The 18,318-nt window shown below is 62.2% G+C and carries 15 protein-coding genes; 7 read left to right on the top strand and 8 right to left on the bottom strand.

All coding sequences use genetic code 11. The features are described 5' to 3' along the window. Nucleotides 1–136: 136 nt before the first annotated feature. The 5 genes from fliS to HMPREF0326_RS01245 all read right to left on the bottom strand — a co-directional run bounded on the left by fliS (nucleotide 137) and on the right by HMPREF0326_RS01245 (nucleotide 7,609). Nucleotides 137–793, bottom strand: coding sequence for a flagellar export chaperone FliS (gene fliS / locus HMPREF0326_RS01225; protein WP_009302799.1), 657 nt, complete (start codon nucleotides 791–793; stop codon nucleotides 137–139). A 336-nt stretch (nucleotides 794–1,129) separates the two neighbouring features. After that, nucleotides 1,130–4,432, bottom strand: a complete 3,303-nt coding sequence (fliD, locus tag HMPREF0326_RS01230; protein WP_008682135.1) for a flagellar filament capping protein FliD — start codon at nucleotides 4,430–4,432, stop codon at nucleotides 1,130–1,132. A gap of 284 nt (nucleotides 4,433–4,716) precedes the next feature. After that, on the bottom strand, nucleotides 4,717–5,346 hold the full coding sequence (rdgB, locus tag HMPREF0326_RS01235) for an RdgB/HAM1 family non-canonical purine NTP pyrophosphatase (RefSeq protein ID WP_008682139.1): 630 nt from the start codon (nucleotides 5,344–5,346) through the stop codon (nucleotides 4,717–4,719). 22 nt (nucleotides 5,347–5,368) lie between these two features. Continuing rightward, complete coding sequence (locus HMPREF0326_RS01240) at nucleotides 5,369–6,274, bottom strand: DMT family transporter (RefSeq protein WP_008682141.1); 906 nt, start codon at nucleotides 6,272–6,274, stop codon at nucleotides 5,369–5,371. A 171-nt stretch (nucleotides 6,275–6,445) separates the two neighbouring features. Beyond that, nucleotides 6,446–7,609 (bottom strand): MFS transporter, encoded by a 1,164-nt coding sequence (locus tag HMPREF0326_RS01245; protein WP_008682142.1) that lies wholly within the window; start codon nucleotides 7,607–7,609, stop codon nucleotides 6,446–6,448. A 153-nt stretch (nucleotides 7,610–7,762) separates the two neighbouring features. On the opposite strand from HMPREF0326_RS01245, the gene HMPREF0326_RS01250 reads away from it, so the two are divergent. From HMPREF0326_RS01250 to HMPREF0326_RS01270, 5 genes are all read left to right on the top strand, one after another. Beyond that, nucleotides 7,763–8,578: a MerR family transcriptional regulator gene (locus HMPREF0326_RS01250; protein ID WP_008682144.1), complete on the top strand. Its 816-nt coding sequence runs from the start codon at nucleotides 7,763–7,765 to the stop codon at nucleotides 8,576–8,578. A 67-nt stretch (nucleotides 8,579–8,645) separates the two neighbouring features. Continuing rightward, complete coding sequence (locus HMPREF0326_RS01255) at nucleotides 8,646–9,926, top strand: molybdopterin molybdotransferase MoeA (RefSeq protein ID WP_020990130.1); 1,281 nt, start codon at nucleotides 8,646–8,648, stop codon at nucleotides 9,924–9,926. Nucleotides 9,927–10,057: 131 nt separating this feature from the next. Continuing rightward, nucleotides 10,058–11,119: an N-acetylneuraminate synthase family protein gene (locus HMPREF0326_RS01260; RefSeq protein ID WP_008682151.1), complete on the top strand. Its 1,062-nt coding sequence runs from the start codon at nucleotides 10,058–10,060 to the stop codon at nucleotides 11,117–11,119. Beyond that, nucleotides 11,116–12,870: an LIC12162 family transferase gene (locus HMPREF0326_RS01265; RefSeq protein WP_020990131.1), complete on the top strand. Its 1,755-nt coding sequence runs from the start codon at nucleotides 11,116–11,118 to the stop codon at nucleotides 12,868–12,870. Before HMPREF0326_RS01260 ends, HMPREF0326_RS01265 begins: the two co-directional genes overlap by 4 nt. Continuing rightward, nucleotides 12,867–13,928 carry a tetratricopeptide repeat protein gene (locus HMPREF0326_RS01270; protein WP_020990132.1) on the top strand — a complete coding sequence of 354 codons (1,062 nt, stop codon included), beginning with the start codon at nucleotides 12,867–12,869 and terminating at the stop codon, nucleotides 13,926–13,928. Before HMPREF0326_RS01265 ends, HMPREF0326_RS01270 begins: the two co-directional genes overlap by 4 nt. Nucleotides 13,929–14,130: 202 nt before the next feature. Here the strand turns inward: HMPREF0326_RS01270 and HMPREF0326_RS01275 are convergent, their stop codons facing one another. Together HMPREF0326_RS01275 and HMPREF0326_RS01280 are read right to left on the bottom strand one after the other, a co-directional pair. Next, nucleotides 14,131–14,646: a DUF302 domain-containing protein gene (locus tag HMPREF0326_RS01275; protein ID WP_020990133.1), complete on the bottom strand. Its 516-nt coding sequence runs from the start codon at nucleotides 14,644–14,646 to the stop codon at nucleotides 14,131–14,133. A 13-nt stretch (nucleotides 14,647–14,659) separates the two neighbouring features. After that, the gene (locus HMPREF0326_RS01280) at nucleotides 14,660–15,229 is read right to left on the bottom strand and encodes a DUF417 family protein (protein ID WP_008682158.1); all 570 of its coding nucleotides are present in this window, start codon (nucleotides 15,227–15,229) and stop codon (nucleotides 14,660–14,662) included. 542 nt (nucleotides 15,230–15,771) lie between these two features. Here HMPREF0326_RS01280 and HMPREF0326_RS15435 point away from each other — a divergent pair. Beyond that, nucleotides 15,772–16,146, top strand: a complete 375-nt coding sequence (locus HMPREF0326_RS15435; RefSeq protein ID WP_020990134.1) for a helix-turn-helix domain-containing protein — start codon at nucleotides 15,772–15,774, stop codon at nucleotides 16,144–16,146. Nucleotides 16,147–16,174: 28 nt separating this feature from the next. Here HMPREF0326_RS15435 and HMPREF0326_RS01290 read toward each other — a convergent pair whose 3' ends face one another. Further along, nucleotides 16,175–16,450: a helix-turn-helix domain-containing protein gene (locus HMPREF0326_RS01290; RefSeq protein WP_009302786.1), complete on the bottom strand. Its 276-nt coding sequence runs from the start codon at nucleotides 16,448–16,450 to the stop codon at nucleotides 16,175–16,177. 532 nt (nucleotides 16,451–16,982) lie between these two features. Between HMPREF0326_RS01290 and HMPREF0326_RS01295 the strand changes: the two genes are divergently transcribed. Continuing rightward, nucleotides 16,983–18,209: an EAL and HDOD domain-containing protein gene (locus HMPREF0326_RS01295; RefSeq protein WP_008682165.1), complete on the top strand. Its 1,227-nt coding sequence runs from the start codon at nucleotides 16,983–16,985 to the stop codon at nucleotides 18,207–18,209. Nucleotides 18,210–18,318: the final 109 nt, after the last annotated feature.

The following is an 18,318-nucleotide window of genomic DNA, read 5'->3' on the forward strand; positions in this document are numbered from 1 at the left end:
TGTCCCCATATACAACACAAACCCACCTCGTTCACTGTGATTGAAATCACAGTTTTTTGCAAAAGCTAAAAAAAACCGCGCCGGGCTTCGACTGTGCGAAGACCGGCGCGGGAAGAAACGGACGGCGCGGCAAAACTCAACTGTTGTCGGGCTTGGCGTAGGCTCCGGGCAGGCGGGCGGCAACAGGGGCGACCGGCGCGGCGGGCGGCACGAAATTCTGCACATGGGCCCGTGCCGCCGCTTCCGGGGGCGCGGCCGGGGCGGCCGTCGGAATGCCGGGCTGCATGGCGTTTCTGCCGTAGGCGGCCCGGGCGTGGGAGCGCGGCACCGCCGTCACCGGCGCCTGCATGATGGGCTGGGCGGTTTTCATGGCCGAGCCCGCCGGCTGCATGCGCCCGGCTATTTCCGCCGCCGCGCGGCGGGCCTCCGGAGTTTCAATGATCTGGGCGTAAGCGCCGCGCAGGCCGGAGAGAATGTGCACCACGCTGTCCAGGGACTCCACGTTCATTTTCAGATTGGCCTGCAAGAGCCGCGCGGTGCAGAGGATATACAGATTATTGAGGTTCACGGCCAGGCTGCCGCCCTTGTCCATGTTCAGGGAGGCGGAAAGTTCATTGACGATGTCGATGACCTTGGAAATCAGAATGCCTTTGCCCGCGAAATCCCTGGCCAGCATTTTGTCGCGCGCCTGCTGGAGGTAATTGAGCGCGCCGTCGTAGAGCATGATCAGAAGCTGCCCCTGATCCGTGGTGCTGACCTTGGTTTGAAAATATGCTTGCGCCGCTTTGTTCATAGGCTTGTTCCTTCTCGTGTCTAGAGCATTTTGCGCTTGAAATTATCGCTTAACGGCGAAGTAAATTCGCCTTGCGATAATTTCGCGCTGCGGATTTTCACGGAAAATCCGCACAGAGCGTTGAGATATTTTCAATATCAACACGCTCTAATTGCAAAAATTTCGGGCATAGTTATGCTCTCAATTTTCGCAGGATCGTCAGCGAAAAAACGTGGTTTCTCGATGACTCATGGCGGCTGCGCCGCCGCAAAATCCTGCGGATTTTGTGTGTCTAATTTTTCAAATCAGACACTCGTTGCCCGCTCTGGTCCGCCGTGCCGGAGTGGAAATCAATGCTTAGTCGCTGCCGCTGCTCAACTGCTTGAGTTGCGCTTTCAGCGTCTTCTCCTGCTCGCTGTAATTCTTGAGCAGGGTTTCCAGGTTGGCGAAGACCGCCTTCTGCCGTGCCTCCCAGGTTTCCAGGCGGTACTGCTCGCGCTCGATCTTCTTGTCGATATTCTCCATGATGCTCTTGTAGTTGTCCCGCAAAGACATCAGGGCGCCGTTCTTGGACTTCAGGGCAATGGCGTCGTCTATTTCAGACTGCGTCATATTGCTCGTGATATTCACGGCCGTGAAATTCAGTTCGTCCTTGAAAAAGCTGTTTACCGTCTGCGCCAGGCCCTGCTTGATGCGCACATACATGGGCTCTTCGCCGGCCGGGGGATGGTCGCCGAGGCTCAGGTCGTCAATCTGGATGGACAGACCGCGCGCGTCGCCCTTGGCCACGCTGAAATAATTGCCCGGCATGCTCTCGTCGCGCGTGGCCTCCATGCCGCCGACGGTCACATTGGTGATTTGGGGCTTGCCGTCGCTGCCCATCTCCACATGGTACTTTACTTCGTAGTTGCCCGCCTTGGTAATGCCCTCCACATGGCTGCCGTAGCGAAAATCGGCGCTGGTGGAAGAACCTGTGCCGCTGGCGCAGAAAAAATCCACCACGGCTTCCAGGTTGTTGGTGATCATGTCATTGTAGCTTTCCTTGTCCAGCGTCTGCAATTCCGCAATGCCGGACTTGGGGGCGATCACCAGCAGCCCGTAAGTCTCGCTGCTTTCATCCGTGTCTGTCTTGATACCCAAATTGGCGAGGCTGGCCAGAACGTCGCCGGAAAGAATGTCGTCCGCCGACTGGCGGCTCTTGAAGCCGGGCGGCGAGGAACTGAGCACGCTGGAGAAACGGCTTTTGAACAACTGCACCCCGTAGTTGCCCTGCAACAGGCCGCCTTTCTGGTTGGTCAGGCCCGACGGACTGTAGTTGTCCTTTTCAATATTATCGGGGTCGTTGGTGGTGACCTCCTTGTCCTCGTCATAGGAGGTATAGTCACGGACGGTCAGCAGCACCGAGTTGACCGCGTCCAGAAAATTCTGGATGGACTGCTCCACCGAAGTGATGTCCGTGCTGACGGTAATGTGCGCATCGCCCGTGTTCTGGATGCTGAAGACCACGCCCTCAATGACGTCGCTCACGCTGTTGGAGGCCGACTCCATTTCCATGGGCCAGTTGTCCACGGTATAGCGGGCATTGGCCGACCGCTGGATGGTCCAGTTGTCCGACGTGTCTACCTGGCCCTGAAGGGCCGGTCCCCCGGCGCTCTGGACATTCTTGAGCTGGAGGTAGACCGGCTTTCCGGCGGCGGTGATCTCGTCCAGCGTGAGGGGTGTGGTGCCGTCAGCGCCCACATACTCCTTGCCGTCAGCGTCCGTGAAGGCCACGCCCCAGTCGGGGGCGGCCGGGGGAGCGGCGGCAACGTCATTCCCGCCTGTGTCCTTCTCCGTCCAGACCCAGTCGGCTCCGCCGGGGTTCTTCAGGCTGTCCAGCACCTGCTTCATGGTGCTGCCCGAAGGCAGTTTCAGGGTTCCGGTTTTCCCGTCATTGGTGGTGATGGTGTAGACCAGATCCGGCGGTTCTTCCAGGTAGGTGTTGGTGCCGTCAGTATAGAACAGGGAATTTCCGGTCGCATCCGGATTTGTTTTGGGCACCTTGGTGCTGGCTTCAAACGTGGTCGTAAAACCGGCGGTTCCGCTGGAGCCGGTGGTCAGTTTGAAATCCTTCACGCCGTCCAGTTTCAGGACTTGATTGCCGTCGGCGTCCGTTGTGAGCGCTCCGGGACAGGCGGCATTAACGGCATCCAGCAACTGCTGGTTGGTCATGTCGCTTGTCAGCGGCGTCGTGCCGTCGGCCAACGTCTTCACATAAACGACGCTGCCGTCCTTCTTGGTGATGGTGAAGACAAGTTCCGAACCCGGAGGCGGCGGGGTTTCGTCGTCCTTGCCGTCAATGCGCTTGCCCAGCTTGCCCGCGGCAAAGGTCAGGGTGGCGGAGGCGGAGTCCAGCGTGCCGCCCAACTCGTCCCGGACGCCCTTGGCGGGCGTGAGACTGCTCTGCAGCTTGCCGGCGTCGGTGAGGTCGGCGCACGCCACATTTGTGACGCCGCTCAGGTTCACGCCCCAGGAACCCGCGCTGTTCATACCGATATTCACGCTGTCGCCGCTCTGGGTGGCCTGGGCCATCTGTACCAGCAGATCCCGCTTGCTGGCCCCGGCCTTGATCTTGAATTCGCGCGTGCTGCCGTCTTCCATGGTCATGGTGAAGGTCAGGAGGTCATTGTCCCCCTTGCCCTCGGCCATGCCTCCGGCGGCATTCAATTTGTCATCATTCAGACTGCCGCTGCCCACACCCACCCAGGTGGAGGGCGGCGTATAGGCTTCATCCGAACTCTTGCGGCGGCTGAAGGACTTGACGCCGTCCATAAGCAGGTTGCCGTCGGCGTCCAGTCGGGCATTGATGCCGCCGGCGGCGGCGTTGAGAGCCGTCACCAACTGGTCGGCGGTGGAGTTGCCCTTGACGGTCACGGATTTTTTGGCGCCGTTCCGCAACACCAGGTCATAGGTATATTCCGTGGGGTTGGTGAGGGACTGGCTGGTATCCAGGCTGCCGTTGGTCAGCCAGGTGGAGTTCGTGCCCGAGGCCCCCATGCCCTTCAGATTGTTGTTGTAGATGATCAGGTTGTTGTCCGCGCCGGTATCCTTGCCCGCCACCTGGTAGACATAGCCGGAACCGGTCTGGATCAGGCTGACCTTGATGCCCGGATTTTCCGTGGAATTGTTGACCATGCTGGCGAACGACTCCAGCGTGGTACCGGCCGGAACCTTGATGCTGTGGTCCTTGCCCGCGTAATTGAAGCGGAAGTACTGCACGTCGCCCGTGTCGTTGATGATATCGGTCTTGGAATCGAACACACAACCGGTATTGGCCCAGATGGCGTTGCTGGCCATCTGGCTGACCTTGATGGTGTGCTGCACATCCTGGGCCGAGGCATTGGCCACCGCGGTGATGATGTTTTCGTTGCTGCTGCTGACGTTCTTGGTGACGAAGTTGTTCTTGTCGCTCAGCGCGGAGAGCATGCTGCTGGCGGCCTGCACCTGCTCGATGATCTTGCCGAAGGCCTCATAGCGCAGGTTCCAGTCGCCTTTCCAGGCTTCAAGCCGGTTCAGCTGCGACGATTCGATCTTTTTGAGCTGCTCCAGCACCTTGTCGAAGTTGGTGTCGTTGCCGCTCAGACCGGAAATGGCGTTGGAGCCGGAAATGCTGATTGCCATATGCGCCTCGCACTGCGAAAGATCTCTGCCGCGCCCAAGACGCGGGCCCGCCACCAAAAAACAGCGGTGCGCACAAACTCTTGCAAAATGCGTGCAAAGAATTTTTTGCCGGGTGCGGACAGGCGCGCCGCCGCGCCCCCGGACACCGGGATCTTCCATTCTCCTTTTCTAACGGCCGGAACGTAAAAAAGTTTAGAACGGGAACGCCGAGCGCCGCGCGGCTGCCGGAAAGAGCGGCCGCGCGGCGCTCGAAAACAGCACGCGGGAAAAGGCCAAAGACCGCGTTACCCGGCCATAAACGCCCCCCAGCGCGCCAGCAAGGCCCGCAGGGCATTGCCGCGATGGCTGCGGGCGTTTTTTTCCTCTCGGGAAAGCTGGGCAGCGGTTTTGTTGATCAGGGGATCAAAAAAAATCGGATCATAGCCGAAGCCGTTCTCTCCGCGCGGCGCGGCCAGCAGGCGCCCTTCCCAGGTGCCGCGCACCACCATCTCCCCGCCGTCGGGCCTCACAGCGGCCATGCAGCTCACAAAGCAGCAGACCCGGCGCCCCTCGGGCACGTCGGCCAACTCGTGCAGCAGCTTGCGGATATTGCGCTGGTCCCGGCTTTCGCCGGGCAGGCTTTGCCAGTCGTCGGAATAGCGGGCCGAATAGACTCCGGGCCTGCCGCCCAGGGCCTCCACCATCAAACCCGAATCGTCGGCCACGCTGATCAGGCCGGTGATCCCGGCCACGGCACGGGCCTTGATCAGGGCGTTTTCCTCAAAGGTCGTGCCGGTTTCCTCAATGTCCTCAATCTGGGGAAAGGCCTCCAGCCCGATGACTTCCACGCCGAAATCGGCCAGGGGCCCGGCCAGTTCGCGCACCTTGCCCGCGTTATGGGTCGCCAGGACGACGCGCTGTTTTTCTTCCGCCATATGTCAGCTCCTTTGGAACGCGTTACGCTTGCTTGCGATGATGAGGAATAACCAGCGTGGCGACCAGGATGCCGCCGATAACCAGCACGCCGCCCGCCACCTGGGCCGGGGCGATGCTTTCGCCCAGCACCAGCACCGAGGCCACGGCCGCGAAGACCGGCAGGCTGTAATACACAATGCCCGCGCGCACCGGGCCGATTCTGTCCACGGCCAGGGTCCAGAACCAGAACGAGAAAAAGGAACAGCCCACCCCGGCGTACAGGATACCCGTGACCAGGGCCGGGGAAATCTCGGGCCGGGGCAACAGGCAGGCCTCGGCCACGGTAAAGGGCAGGGAATAGAGCAGGCCCAGGCTAAAGGTCGCCACATTAAAGCCCAGGGGCGACACATCGCCGGAGCGCTGGCGCATGAACAGCGAGTAGAGCCCGAAGCAGAGCGCGCCGCCCAGGGCCCAGAAGTCGCCGCTGTTGATGCGCAGCCCGGCCAGGCGCTGCCAGTCGCCCCGGCTGACCAGAATGATCACGCCCGCCAGCACAACCAGCATCCCGGCCATGCGGCGCGGGGTGATGGGCTCGCCGTAGATGATGCGCGAAAAAAGCAGGATCACGATAGGCGCGGTGGGCACCAACAGGGCCATGTTCAGGCTTTCCGTGGTCTGCCCGGCCTTGTAGATCAGGGTGTTCATCAGGGTGACGCCCAGCACGGCCATGAGCGAGAGGTACAGCCAGTGCCTGCGGATGCCGGGCCAGTCCCGCTTCAGGTGCCGCCAGGCAAAAGGCAAAAGCACCGCAAGAGCCACCAGCCAGCGCCAGAAATTGCACTGCCACGGGGGTATCAGGGTTGCCAGAGCCCTGGCGACCACGAAATTGCCGGACCAGATGATGGTGGCAAGCAGGGCGCTGCCGTAGCCCAAAGCGGTTTGCTGCATAGTCGTCCTTTGCCGGACGGCGGCCGGGGAAATGGAAGGGAACAAGCCGCCGCGCGGTCAGGCAGCATAGCCGATTCCCGGGGCAAAGGCAAAAACGGGCACAGCCGAAGCGGAGCACAGCCGCCATCGACCGACGGTGCTCCGCTTCCCGCTTTGCGCCATACGCCGCCCTTATGCCCGCGTTACGCTCCTGGAACCGCCCCGGAGCAGAAACGTCCCGAGGGCCAGGCAGCAACAGAGCCCGAGCACCACAAGCAGCGCGTTGCCCAGCCCGACCCTGTGCGCAAGCCAGCCCAGGGTGGGCGGAAAGAACAGCAGGCCGCCGTAGGCCAGCACGGAGACGGCCGCGCTGGCCTCGCCGGGAGTGACGCCGGGATATTCCCCGGCGCGGCTGAACAGAATGGGGACAATGGGAGATAGCCCCGCGCCCATGCAGGCATAGCCCAGAAGGCAGACGCCCGCCCTGGGAGAAAACAGGGCCAGGGCCATGCCGCAGGTCGCGAGCAATGCCCCGCCGCAGGTCAGGGGAAAATCCCCGGCCCAGCTCCGCAGCCGGTCGGTGAAAACGCGGCAGAGCACCGTGGTTCCGGCAAAGGCGCCGTAGACCAGGGCGGCGGTCTGTTCATCGGCCCCTTTCACGCTGAAGAGCAGCAGACTGCCCCATTCCGCCACCGAGCCTTCGGCCGCGTAGGTGCACATGGCAAGCAGGCCGCAGCCGATGACGAAAAGCGGCAGAACGCGGAAGGTTCTTTTCCGCGCCGTTTGTTCCGTCGCGCCGTCCGGCTGGAGGCGGGGCACGGCCAGCGGCCGGAAGCAGGCGTAGCCCCCGAGCACACCGATGAAATTGACAAGCGGGCTGAAGCCCAGAGCGGCGAACAGCGCCCCCATCAGCGAGCCCATGACGCCGCCGAGGCTGTAGGAGGCGTGCATGAGCGCCATGCACGGGGCATGGTAACGCCGTTCAATCTGTATCCCCTGCGTGTTCATGGCGACATCGGCCAAACCCGTGCCGCAACCGACCAGTACGCAGGCCAGGGCGAGCAACAGCGGCGTGGAGGCCAGCCCGCAGAACGGGAGGGAAAAAAGCAGCACAAAGGTGCCGAGACGGAGAACCGCACGGCTGCCCCAGCGCGCGATGAGCCAGGCGCTGCCGAAAAGCGCGACCAGCCCGGACACGCCGAGACAGAGCAGGATAAGGCCTATCTGGGCATCGTCCGCCCCGGTCTGCGCCTTGAGCGCGGGCAGACGCGCTGTCAGCAGGCCGTAGACAAGGCCGGGACAGATGAAGAAATACGCACAGGCCGCGCGGGCCGTGCTGAACTCGGACCATTTCATGACACGTCACTTCCTTAAAGCAGTTTGCCTTTCAAAGGAAAGCTGCTCTGAAATACCCGGAGGATACGGCCCGCGCGCCCTCTGCGCGCGGACTTCCCTCTTGTAATGGATCACTATAAACTATGGGGTAAGGCAAGGGTCAAGGAGCATGGCGTGAAAAATGAAAAATTTCTGAAAACCGGGGAATTCGCCCGCTTGTGCCATACAACCAAAGAAACGCTCTTCCACTACGACCGGGAAGGCATCCTCAAGCCCAGGCACGTCTCGGGCAACGGCTATCGCCGCTACGACCTGGAGCAGTTTTTCGATTTCGACATGATATCCCTGCTTAAAGAGACCGGCAGCACGCTTGGGGAAATCCGGGCCTGCCGGGAAATGCGCGATCCCAGCGCCTATCTGCGCCTGCTCCGCGAACGCGCCGGAATCCTCGAGAAAGAGCGGACGCGTCTGGCCCGGCGCGAAGCCATGCTGCGCAGGCTCATCGCCCTGACCGAAGAGACCATTGATGCGGACTTCGACAGGCTGCTGCTTGAGGAAAAGGAGGCGGAACGCATCATTGCCGTGCCCACGGACCCGGAAAAAATTCTCAGCGGCGCGGGCAGCGTCGAATGCTACTCCGCCTGCCTGGCGCATGATCTGGAGCGCGGCAACAGCACGGACGCCCCTCTCGGCATGATCGTCCCGGCGGAACACGCCGGAAAAGGAGACTTCCGGCCCTGCTTTTTCTTTACCCGGGCGGAGGCGGGCGACGCGGGCGACGTGCGGGAAATTCCCGCCGGACGCTACGCGGCCTTTTTCCACAAGGGCGAGGTATCCAGCCAGGCCGCCGCTTTCGGGCGCATGGTCAGGGCTGTTGCCGACGCGGGGCTGCGCATGCGCGGCGACGCTTACGGCTATGATCTGATGAGCCACCTGCTGACCGGGTCGGGCGCGGTCTATGTGGCGAAATACATTGTCCGGCTGGAATGAAGCACTGCCGGGCCCGTATTGCCGGGCCGCCGGGGATGCTGTACACGGGCGGATGGGAGGAAGAGCCATGCCCCGAAACTTTTTTGTGGTCCTGCCCGTGGCGGAAGTGGCCCGCCGCCTGGCGGCCTTTGCCCCCGTGCCCTCCGAAACGGCGTCCCTGACCGACCCGCGCGGCCTGGAAGGCCGGGTGCTGGCGGCGGACGTCATTGCCGGGGACGACGTGCCCCTGACCAGCCGCTCCGGCATGGACGGCTATGCTGTGCAGGCGGCGGACGTTTTCGGCGCGTCCGAGGGCAATCCGGTCTATCTGGCCCTCACGGGCCGCATCGCCGTGGACCGCCCGGCCGACTTCAGCCTGGAACCGGGCCGATGTGCGGGCATCGTCACCGGCGGCACGCTGCCGGACGGGGCCGACGCCGTGGTCATGGTGGAGCACAGTGCCGAACTGGCCGACGGCCAAAATGGGGAGCCCCTGGTGGAAATCCGGCGTCCCGTGGCTCCGGGCACGCATGTGCTGCGGCGCGGCGACGACGCGCGTGAGGGCCGCCCGGCGCTCAGATCCGGCGTTCTGCTCCGCCCGCAGGAAATCGGCCTGCTGGCCGCCTGCGGCGCGCGGGGCGTGAGCGTGCGCGCCCGGCCCAGGGTGGGCATCCTTTCCACAGGCGACGAGGTCATTCCCGTCAGCGCCGATCCCCGGCCCGGACAGGTGCGCGACGTGAACAGTCACGCCCTGGCGGCCATCTGCCGCGAAGCCGGGGCCGAGCCGCGCCTGCTGGGCATTGTGCCCGACGACCTGGAAGCCATTGCCGTTGCTCTGCGGGAACACCTGGCCGATGTGGACGTGCTGCTGCTCTCGGGCGGCAGTTCGGTGGGCGCGCGCGATTTTACAGTCGCGGCCCTGGAACGCCTGCCCGATGCGGAAATTTTCTGCCACGGCGTGGCCCTTTCGCCGGGCAAGCCGCTGATTCTGGCCCGCGTGGGGCAAAAATGCGTCTGGGGCCTGCCGGGCCAGGTGGCTTCGGCCCAGGTGGTCATGTTTGTGCTGGGCACGCCCTTTCTGCGCCATCTGGCGGGGCGGTCCGATGCCTTTAACCAGAACCTCTGGCCCGCGCGCCGGGCCGTGCTGTCGCGCAACATGGCCTCCAAGCAAGGCCGCGAGGACTATCTGCGGGTACGCCTGGAAGCTCCGGCCGACCCGGAGTCCACCGGCGGCCTGCCCCTTGCCGTGCCCGTGCCCGGCCTGTCCGGCCTGCTGCGCACCCTGCTGGACGCCCAAGGCCTGGTACGCATTGACGCCGACCTGGAAGGGTTGGAACAGGGCAGCGTGGTGGACGTATTGTTGCTGTAGGCCGCTCGCGGCAAATGTTAACAGCTCCTTTTGAGGCCTGACGCCCGCCGCGCCGCCCTCACCGCGCTTTTCTTTTGCGCCCCAAGCGCGTATAATGCTCGCTTCATCCGCAAGAGAGTGAGGAAATCCGTATGAAAATTACAGATATATTCGATATTCCCGCGCCGGAAAAACGCATCCCCGTGCCCTACGTCATCGCCGAGGCGGGCGTGAACCATGAGGGCAGCATGGACATCGCCCGCCGCCTCATCGACGAAGCCGCCGAGGGCGGGGCCGACGCCATCAAGTTCCAGACTTACAAGGCCGCCACCCTGGCCTCCAAGGATTCGCCCGCCTACTGGGACACCAGCAAGGAGCCCACCAGAAGCCAGTACGAGCTGTTCAAGCGGCATGACTCCTTCTGGAAAAACGAATTCGAAGCCCTCAAGAAGCACTGCGACGCGGCGGGCATCGCCTTTCTGTCCACGCCCTTTGACGTGGAATCCGCGCATTTCCTCAACGACCTCATGGACGTGTTCAAGATTTCCTCGTCCGATATCACCAACAAGCCCTTCATCCGCATTCTCTGCGAGTTCCGCAAGCCCATCCTGCTCTCCACGGGCGCGGCCCATCTGCACGAAATCGCCGAGGCCGTGGAATGGATCGAGGAAAAGGGCAACAAGCTGGCCCTGCTGCACTGCGTGCTGAACTATCCCACAGCCGACGAAAACGCGGCCCTGGGCATGATTCCCGCGCTCAAGCGCCACTTCCCGCAACACGTCATCGGCTATTCCGACCACACCCTGCCGCAGGACATGCATATCCTCGAAACAGCCACCCTGCTGGGCGCGCGCGTGCTGGAAAAACATTTCAGCCACGACAAGGCCCTGCCCGGCAACGACCATTACCACGCCATGGACAAAGAGGATCTGAAGCGCTTTTACGCCCGGCTCCGGCGCACGCTGGACAGCGTGGGCGATCTCGACGTGCGCGCCCTGCCCGCGGAGGAACCGGCCCGGCAACACGCCCGCCGTTCCCTGGTCACGACCCGCGCCGTGCCCGCCGGCCAGGCGCTGACTCCGGCGGACCTGACCTGGAAGCGCCCGGCCCACGGCATTTCCCCGCGCAATTATGACGAAGTGCTCGGCCTGCGCGCCCGACGCGACCTGCCGGAAGACACTGTGCTGACCTGGGCGGATCTGGACCGGGCATGAGCGCGCTCACGTCTGTGGATACGGCGTCCGGCGCGGTGCACGGCGGCGTCAGCCTGGTGCTGGGGGCCATGCCGCGCGGAGCCGAGCCGGAAAGTCACTGGGCCGCCGGGCCTTGGTGCTTTGCCGGTGAGGAAGATTTCTTCCCGGACTGGGAAGACCGTTTCGTCTTCGCGCCGGAACCGTTACGCGACCTCAAGGTGCTGGAGCGCACAGCCAAGGAGGCCCAGGCGCTGTGCGTGGACAGCCTGCCCGCCCTGGCCGCCCGACTCTGCCCGCACAGCGCGGAACTGCCGTCCCCCTACTGGGAAACCCTGCTCACGCCTTGGGCCATCGACGTCGCCAAGCAGATTGTGGAACGCTGGCAGCGGGTCAAAGCCATGACCGAGGCCTGGGGACATCTGCCCCTGCGCGTGCCCCTGCTGCCGGAAAACTGCGCCTTCAGCTTCCGCGGCGAGCACGATTTCACCCTGCACGGCGCGCTGGGCCAGACCTTCAACCACTGGCTGCTTTCCCGCCTGCTGGAGGCCCATTGGCCCCGGGCCTGGCAAAAGGGAATGCTGCCCCCGCTCAGCGAGGCTTACGGCGACGAGGCCCCTGCGGATCTGAAAAGCCGTCTGCGGCAGTGGGCCCGGCGCACGCAACTGCGCCTGCTCTTCCCGCGCCTCAAAGGCATGAGCATCCGGCAGGCCCTGCGTTTTTCCCTCTCGCTGGTGCATGTGAGCGATGGTCCGGACCGCTCCCAGCCTTTGGCCGAAACCTACGGCAGCCGGGCCACGGGCGCGCGCGCCGACCTGCCTCTGGACCCCTTGCCCCTCTTTCTGGCCGCCCTGCCGCAATCCCTGGCGCGGCTGCGCCACCCGGAACGGCTCAAGAAGCACCTCTTCCCGCCCTGCCTGCGCGTCGCCAGCGTGGCGGCCTATGAGGACGCGGCCTACCGCCAACGCCTGGCCGTCTGGCGCGCCCACGGCAACCGCCTGATGTACGTGCAGCACGGCGGCAACTACGGACAGGTGCGGGTCACCTGCGATACGGCCCTGGTGGAATACAGCCAGCATGCCTTCGGCACCTGGGGCTGGAGCGAGCACGCGGGCAGCCGGGGCAATTTCATCCCCCTGCCCTATCCCCAGATCGCGCGCATCGCCGGACGCTGGCACGGCAAAAACGGCCGCCATCTGCTCTTTGTGGGCACGGAGATGCCCGCCTACGGCTACCGCCTGGACGCCCATCCCACGCCGCTCCAGATGGTCCAGTACCGCGAGGACAAGCAGTGGTTCTTTGAGGCCCTGGGCCGCTCGCTGCAATCCCGCGCCTTTTACCGCCCCTATTTCGACGTGCCCGGCGCCCTGCAGGACGCCACATGGCTCTTGCCGCGCTTTCCCCGCGTACGCTTGAGCACCGGCCCGCTCACCCCGCAAATGCTGGCCTGCCGCCTGCTGGTCCTGGACCATCACGGCACCACCATGCTGGAAGCCCTGGCCGCCAATGTGCCCACAGTCATGTTCTGGACGCGCGAGGCCTGGCCGCTCACGCCGGAAAGCGAAGCCCTGCTGGACGTGCTGGCGCGGGCCGGAATCTGGTTCGGCACCGCCGAGGAAGCCGCCGCCAAGGTCAACCAGGTCTGGGAAGACCCGGTTTCCTGGTGGCGCAGCGCCGCCGTGCAGGCCGCGCGCCGCACCTATTGCGCCCTTCAGGCCATGATGGTCAAGGGCAGCGAAAATCCCTACTGGACCCAAACCCTGACGAAACTATGAAGCTATCTTCCCGCTGTTTCCTGTTTTTCCTCCTGGCCGCCGGGCTGCTCTGCTCCCTGGCCGCGCCGGGACTGCCCTCCCTGGTACCCGCGGCCCTGGCCGACGAGGCGGGCGACCTGCGCAATGCCCAGGCCGCCATTGAAAAGGCGGATTACGGCAAGGCCGTGGCTCTGCTCAAACCCTTGGCCGACAAGGGCAATGCCGAAGCGCTCTATGTGCTGGGCCGCCTGACCCTGGACGGCAAAGGCGTCAAAAAAAGCGAGCAGCGCGCGGCCCAGCTTTTCCGCCAGGCGGCGGAAAAGGGCGACATCAGCGCCCAGAACGCCTGGGGAACGGCTCAAGCCTCGGGCCAGGGCGTACGCCGCAATTACCGCGAAGCGGCGCGCTGGTTTCGCAAGGCCGCCGAGCAAGGCCTGGCCATGGCCCAGTACAATCTGGGTTATCTTTACGCCTACGGCCGGGGCGTGCCCAAGGATGAAAACGCGGCCATCGACTGGTACAGCCGCGCCGCCAACCAGGGTTTGGCCGACGCCCAGTATTCCCTGGGCTGGACCTATCTGAACAGCAAGGGCGAAAATCAGAGCGACACTAAGGCCGTGCACTGGTTTGAAAAGGCCGCCGAGCAGGACAACCTCAAGGCCCAGAACAACCTGGCCTATATGTATGCCGAAGGGCGCGGCTACGCCCAGGACCCGGTCAAGGCCGTGCAATGGTACAACCGCGCCGCCGAGCGCGGCTACGCCGAGGCCCAGTACAACCTGGGCTTCATGTACGAACAGGGCCGGGGCGTGCCGCAGGACTACAACAAGGCCGTGGAATGGTACCGCAAGGCCGCCGAGCAAAATGAGCCCGCGGCCCAGTACAGCCTCGGCCTGATGTACGACCAGGGCACCGGCGTGCCCCGCAACCTGAGCGAGGCCACCCGCTGGTACCGTTTGGCCGCCAAGAACGGCGACCCGGACGCCAAGGCCGTTCTCCGCGCGCAGGGCAAGCCCGAAACCGCGTCCAGACCCGCGGCGGCTGCCAAACAGAGTCGCAAGAAGCCCAAGCAGCAGTAATTTTCGCCGGACAGTACAGCAAAAGAGGTCGCGATTTCGCGGCCTCTTTTGCTGTTGATATCTCTGCGGGGTCTTTTAGAGCATTTTGCGCTTGAAATTATCCCTTAACGGCGGAGTAAATTCGCCTTGCGATACTTTCGCGGTGCGGGTTTTCACGGAAAATCCGCACCGAGCGTTGAGATATTTTCAATATAAAAACGCTCTACATGCCTGCGGCGGCATTGGTCAGCTTCTCCAGCAGGCCGCGCATCTTCTTCACCACTTCCAGATCAGGATCGGCACCATAGCGGGCCGCGATCCAGGCCGGGTCGCTCCAGCTCAGCATGACGCCGTCCGGGCTTTCCCAGACCAGAATCTTCAACGGCAGGTCCAGGGCCGCTTCCGGGGCGGCCTGCATCAGGGCCGTGCCCACGGCGGGATTGCCGAAAATGACCACCCGCGCGCCGGTCATGTCCAGGCCCGCGCCCTGGGCGTTGGCCTTATGATCCACAGTCACGAACACCGGGGCTTTGGCCGCCGTGAGCGTGTCGAGCAGGCGCTTCCAGACCGCGTCCAGATCGCCGTGGGCCTTTTTCCGCATCAGACCATTCTGCATATCATTCATGGGGATGTCCTTGGCTTGAGTTTCAGAGGCAATGCCTGTGTACAACAGGGCTAGCAGACAACACAGGGCCAGGCAAGGCGCGATGCCGCCGGATTTGAATTCAGAGCTGTTCATATCATTCTCCCGCTCAGTTGGCCGCGACGCGGCGGCGCAGATATTTTTTTGCAGAATCGGCCATGCAGACCAGGGCCGCGCCCATCATGACGGCATCCTTGAGCACCAGCCGCCCCCTGCCGCTCAGGTAGGGGAAACCGTGCTCCGCGTCGCCCAGGTCGGGCACCCAGACCTGGGGCGTAGTAATCAGAAAGGAAAGCGTGACCAGGGACATGCCGAAAACCAGCAGGCCGCCCACGGCCGCCACCTGCGGCAGCCAGGGCTGGAAGCAGAGCAGAATGCCCAGGCTGACGATGATCGCGCCGAGGATGTACGAAGCCGTATAGGTGCCGTGCTCCAGGTGCCACCGGCGGTTTTCCGGCACCAGCTTGCCTTCCGGATTCATATGCGCCTTGTAGTCCGAGGGGTCGTCCATCAGAAAACTCATGAAGGGACTTTCAGCCACAAAGGGCACAATGCCGTCCGCCTCATAGGGTGCGATTTTCAGGCCGCCGATCCAGAACAGGACCACAATGAGCCCCAGGCGGGTCAGGGAGACGGCGAAGGTTTCAGTGTCGGCCATGAGTTGAAAGACGGATGCCATACGGATTTCCTCCGATTTGGGGGTGAACGGTCGGGCCGGATGCCGTGTGCGTTTTCTTGTGACGCGTTTTTGTTAATTAACGTTTATTAAAAAATAGCGTCAAATGTCAAGAAAAAAATACGGTGGGAATAACGTTGGCGCCGCTCCCAGCCTCGCGCTGATGTCGCCCCCTGACGATGCCGCCCTGACCCGAGGCAGCGCCGCCTGCCTTGTAGCGACAGTTAAGGGCACACAACTTCGCCGTGAACGGCTCAAACAAATCGCTGGCGCAACGCGCGCCAGGCCGCCCCGCCTTGCTTTATCGCAGGCCTTCGGCATATTTCCGGCAGGTGCTGATAACACCTTTCCCTAGGCGGACCCGCCGCCGACACACGCGGGGTTGCGCTTGCCTGGCAAGTGCAACCGTCTCTCCGCGTATGCTGTCGGGAGTGCGGTGAATACAACACCTCCTTGTGGGGGAATAAACCCGCTGTCCTAGGGCAGTTATCAGCTCCCGGCAATTGCTTTTCGGCAATCGCCAATCAGCTATGTCGGAGAGCGTTATGCCTGAAATGCCCGCCCCTGGCGGCCGCCCGCCGCAAAAAGATTTTGAATCGCAATACCGCCGCGTTTTTGAGGCCGCCGCGTGCAAGACCCGGGCGGAACTGGCGGCTATCCTTGATATCCGGCAATCGGCCATTTCCGACGCCGAGCGGCGCAGGGCCGTCCCGTCCGATTGGCTCATAACCCTTTTCGAGAAAAAACGGATCAATCCGGAATGGGTACGCATGGGGCAAGGAGGCAGGACGGTGCGGACCAGGGATGAGCCCGGCGTCAGCCCCGCTTCCGCCGCCGTCACAAGCAGACCGGCGGCGGAATGCACGACCGAGGACCTGCTGGCGGAAATTATGCGCCGTGCTTTGAAAAGCGCCGGTTAGAGCGGCGTCCGCATTTTATAGGCCTCCCCTAATCCTGGGGGGGCTTCCCTTTATTTATTTTTCGATCTATAGATCGATTCACCACATACGTATTGATCAGGACTCCCGGCAGAACGCCCAGAGCCTGCGCCAATGCCACAATGGTGGAAAGCCCCGCCTCGCGCTTGCCGTTCTCAAGCAGGCTGATGTATTGGGGATTGATATTGGAAGCCCTGCCCAAGTCCGCTTGGGTCATTCCGCATTTTCGGCGCAAGGCTGCAAGCTCCGCACCAAAAATAGAAGGGTCTACCTTATTGGCCGTCATAAGTTTTCAAGTTAAACTTTTTTTTAGGGCCTGGCACTCGATCTTTAGATCGAAAACACTCAAAAAAAGAACCCTCCCATGAGAAAAAGGAAAACACGCGGGAGGCAACGAAATCGCGCCAGAGGGAGAGAAGACGGCAATCGCTGTGACAGTGACGATTTCAGCCTGCCGGCGTACTGCTCAGTCGGCTATGCGGCGTATTTTCGAAAATCACCGGCGGCCGTTGCGCAATCCTCTACGGGAAGGCGCTTGTTGCATGCGGATGTTTCCGAAGTCAGGTCGGCCCGGCAAAAAAGACGGGTTGACCGGCCGGAAACAGTCAACGGGCACTTGGGCCTCTGCGGAGGAAAATGTGCGGATGCGCGCTGCATATTATCTGTGGAAAGTAAAAATACGTTATTGTGAACAGGTTCCGTAAAATCTACTCTCTGTTTATCATCTCAATTCGTACATTTGACACAGAAAGGCTTTGTCAAATATGCTGCCGTCACAAAATAATTTTTCTCCGTATTTCTCGCAGCAAACATCAATTATGCTATTTTTTGCACGACAACCCATATTCACGGTACGCGGCATATTATACGGGTATGAACTGCTCTTTCGGGACCAGTCCAATCTGACCGCCGCCAATATTCAGGACAGCAGCCAGGCGACCTCGGAAATCATTGTCGACGGAATTTCCTTTGCTTCGGCCCACTCCGGCACGCGCACGAAAGTTTTTATAAACATACCTGATGAGCTGCTGCGTAGCGAGATCCTTGAATCCCTGTCGCCGGACATGTGTATTCTCGAAATCCTGGAAACAGTTCCCTGTACGCGGGAGAATATTGCCGTCCTGCGGCATCTGAAATCCCTCGGTTACACCCTGGCCTTGGATGATTACAGGGGGCAGCGGGGAGTGGAAGGGTTCCTTGATCTTGTGGATATCGTGAAGGTGGATTTCCAGAGCGCGCCCGCCCGGCGGCTGGCGGGCATCTCGGAAGGCCTGCGCAAGCGCGGCGTCACGATGCTGGCGGAAAAAGTGGAAAGCTACCAGGAGGCGGAATGGGCCGGGAATGCGGGGTACGAGCTGCTTCAGGGCTTTTATTTTCAGCGCCCCGAGCTGATCTCCGCTAAAAGGCTGACCCCCGACGCGCACACCAAATTGCGGATATTGTACTATCTGGCCTCCGGCAGGATGGAACGGAAAGAACTGTTCGCTCTTCTTTCCTATAGCCCGCAACTGGCGTTCAGGCTGCTCAATTTTGTCAACTCGGTCGCCTTTTCTTTCCGGGAGAAAATAGACTCAATAAAACAGGCCATCGTGCTCATGGGCGTGGACCGGCTACGCCGCTGGCTTTCGGCCATGCTCATCGCCGATCAGAGCCACACTTCCGACACCGCGCGGGAACTGTCCATACTGTGCGTCTTCCGCGCGCATTTCCTGCGCGATATAGCCGCCTCCAGCGGCTCCCCCTATGCCGAGCAGCTTTTCGCGCTGGGGCTTTTTTCCACTTTGGACGCCATGCACCGCACATCCTTCGAGAATCTTTTTGAACGGGCCTTCCTGAACGAAGCGGTGAAAAAGGCGCTCATCTCGCAGGAAGGCGATTTTTATCCCTGGCTCAAGGCCGTACTCTGTTTTGAAACAGGCAATATAGACGAGGCGGCGCGGCTTTTTGCGGCTCTGGGCGTCTTCGATCTGCGCGAGATAGTGAAAAAATACAGGACAGCCATGACGCTGGCCTTGACATTTCACACTTTCGCCGAAACGCTCTGACAGCCGCCCGCTGTCGGCATATCCCCTTCCGTCGGAATCCTGTCGCAGCACGCGGCAGCAACTGATTCGCGCGCTTCGCTGCAAAGCAAAAATCTGACGTAGCGAGCGG

Origin of the sequence: Desulfovibrio sp. 3_1_syn3 (assembly GCF_000145315.2) — a bacterium.
In the GTDB taxonomy this organism is placed as follows: domain Bacteria; phylum Desulfobacterota; class Desulfovibrionia; order Desulfovibrionales; family Desulfovibrionaceae; genus Desulfovibrio; species Desulfovibrio fairfieldensis.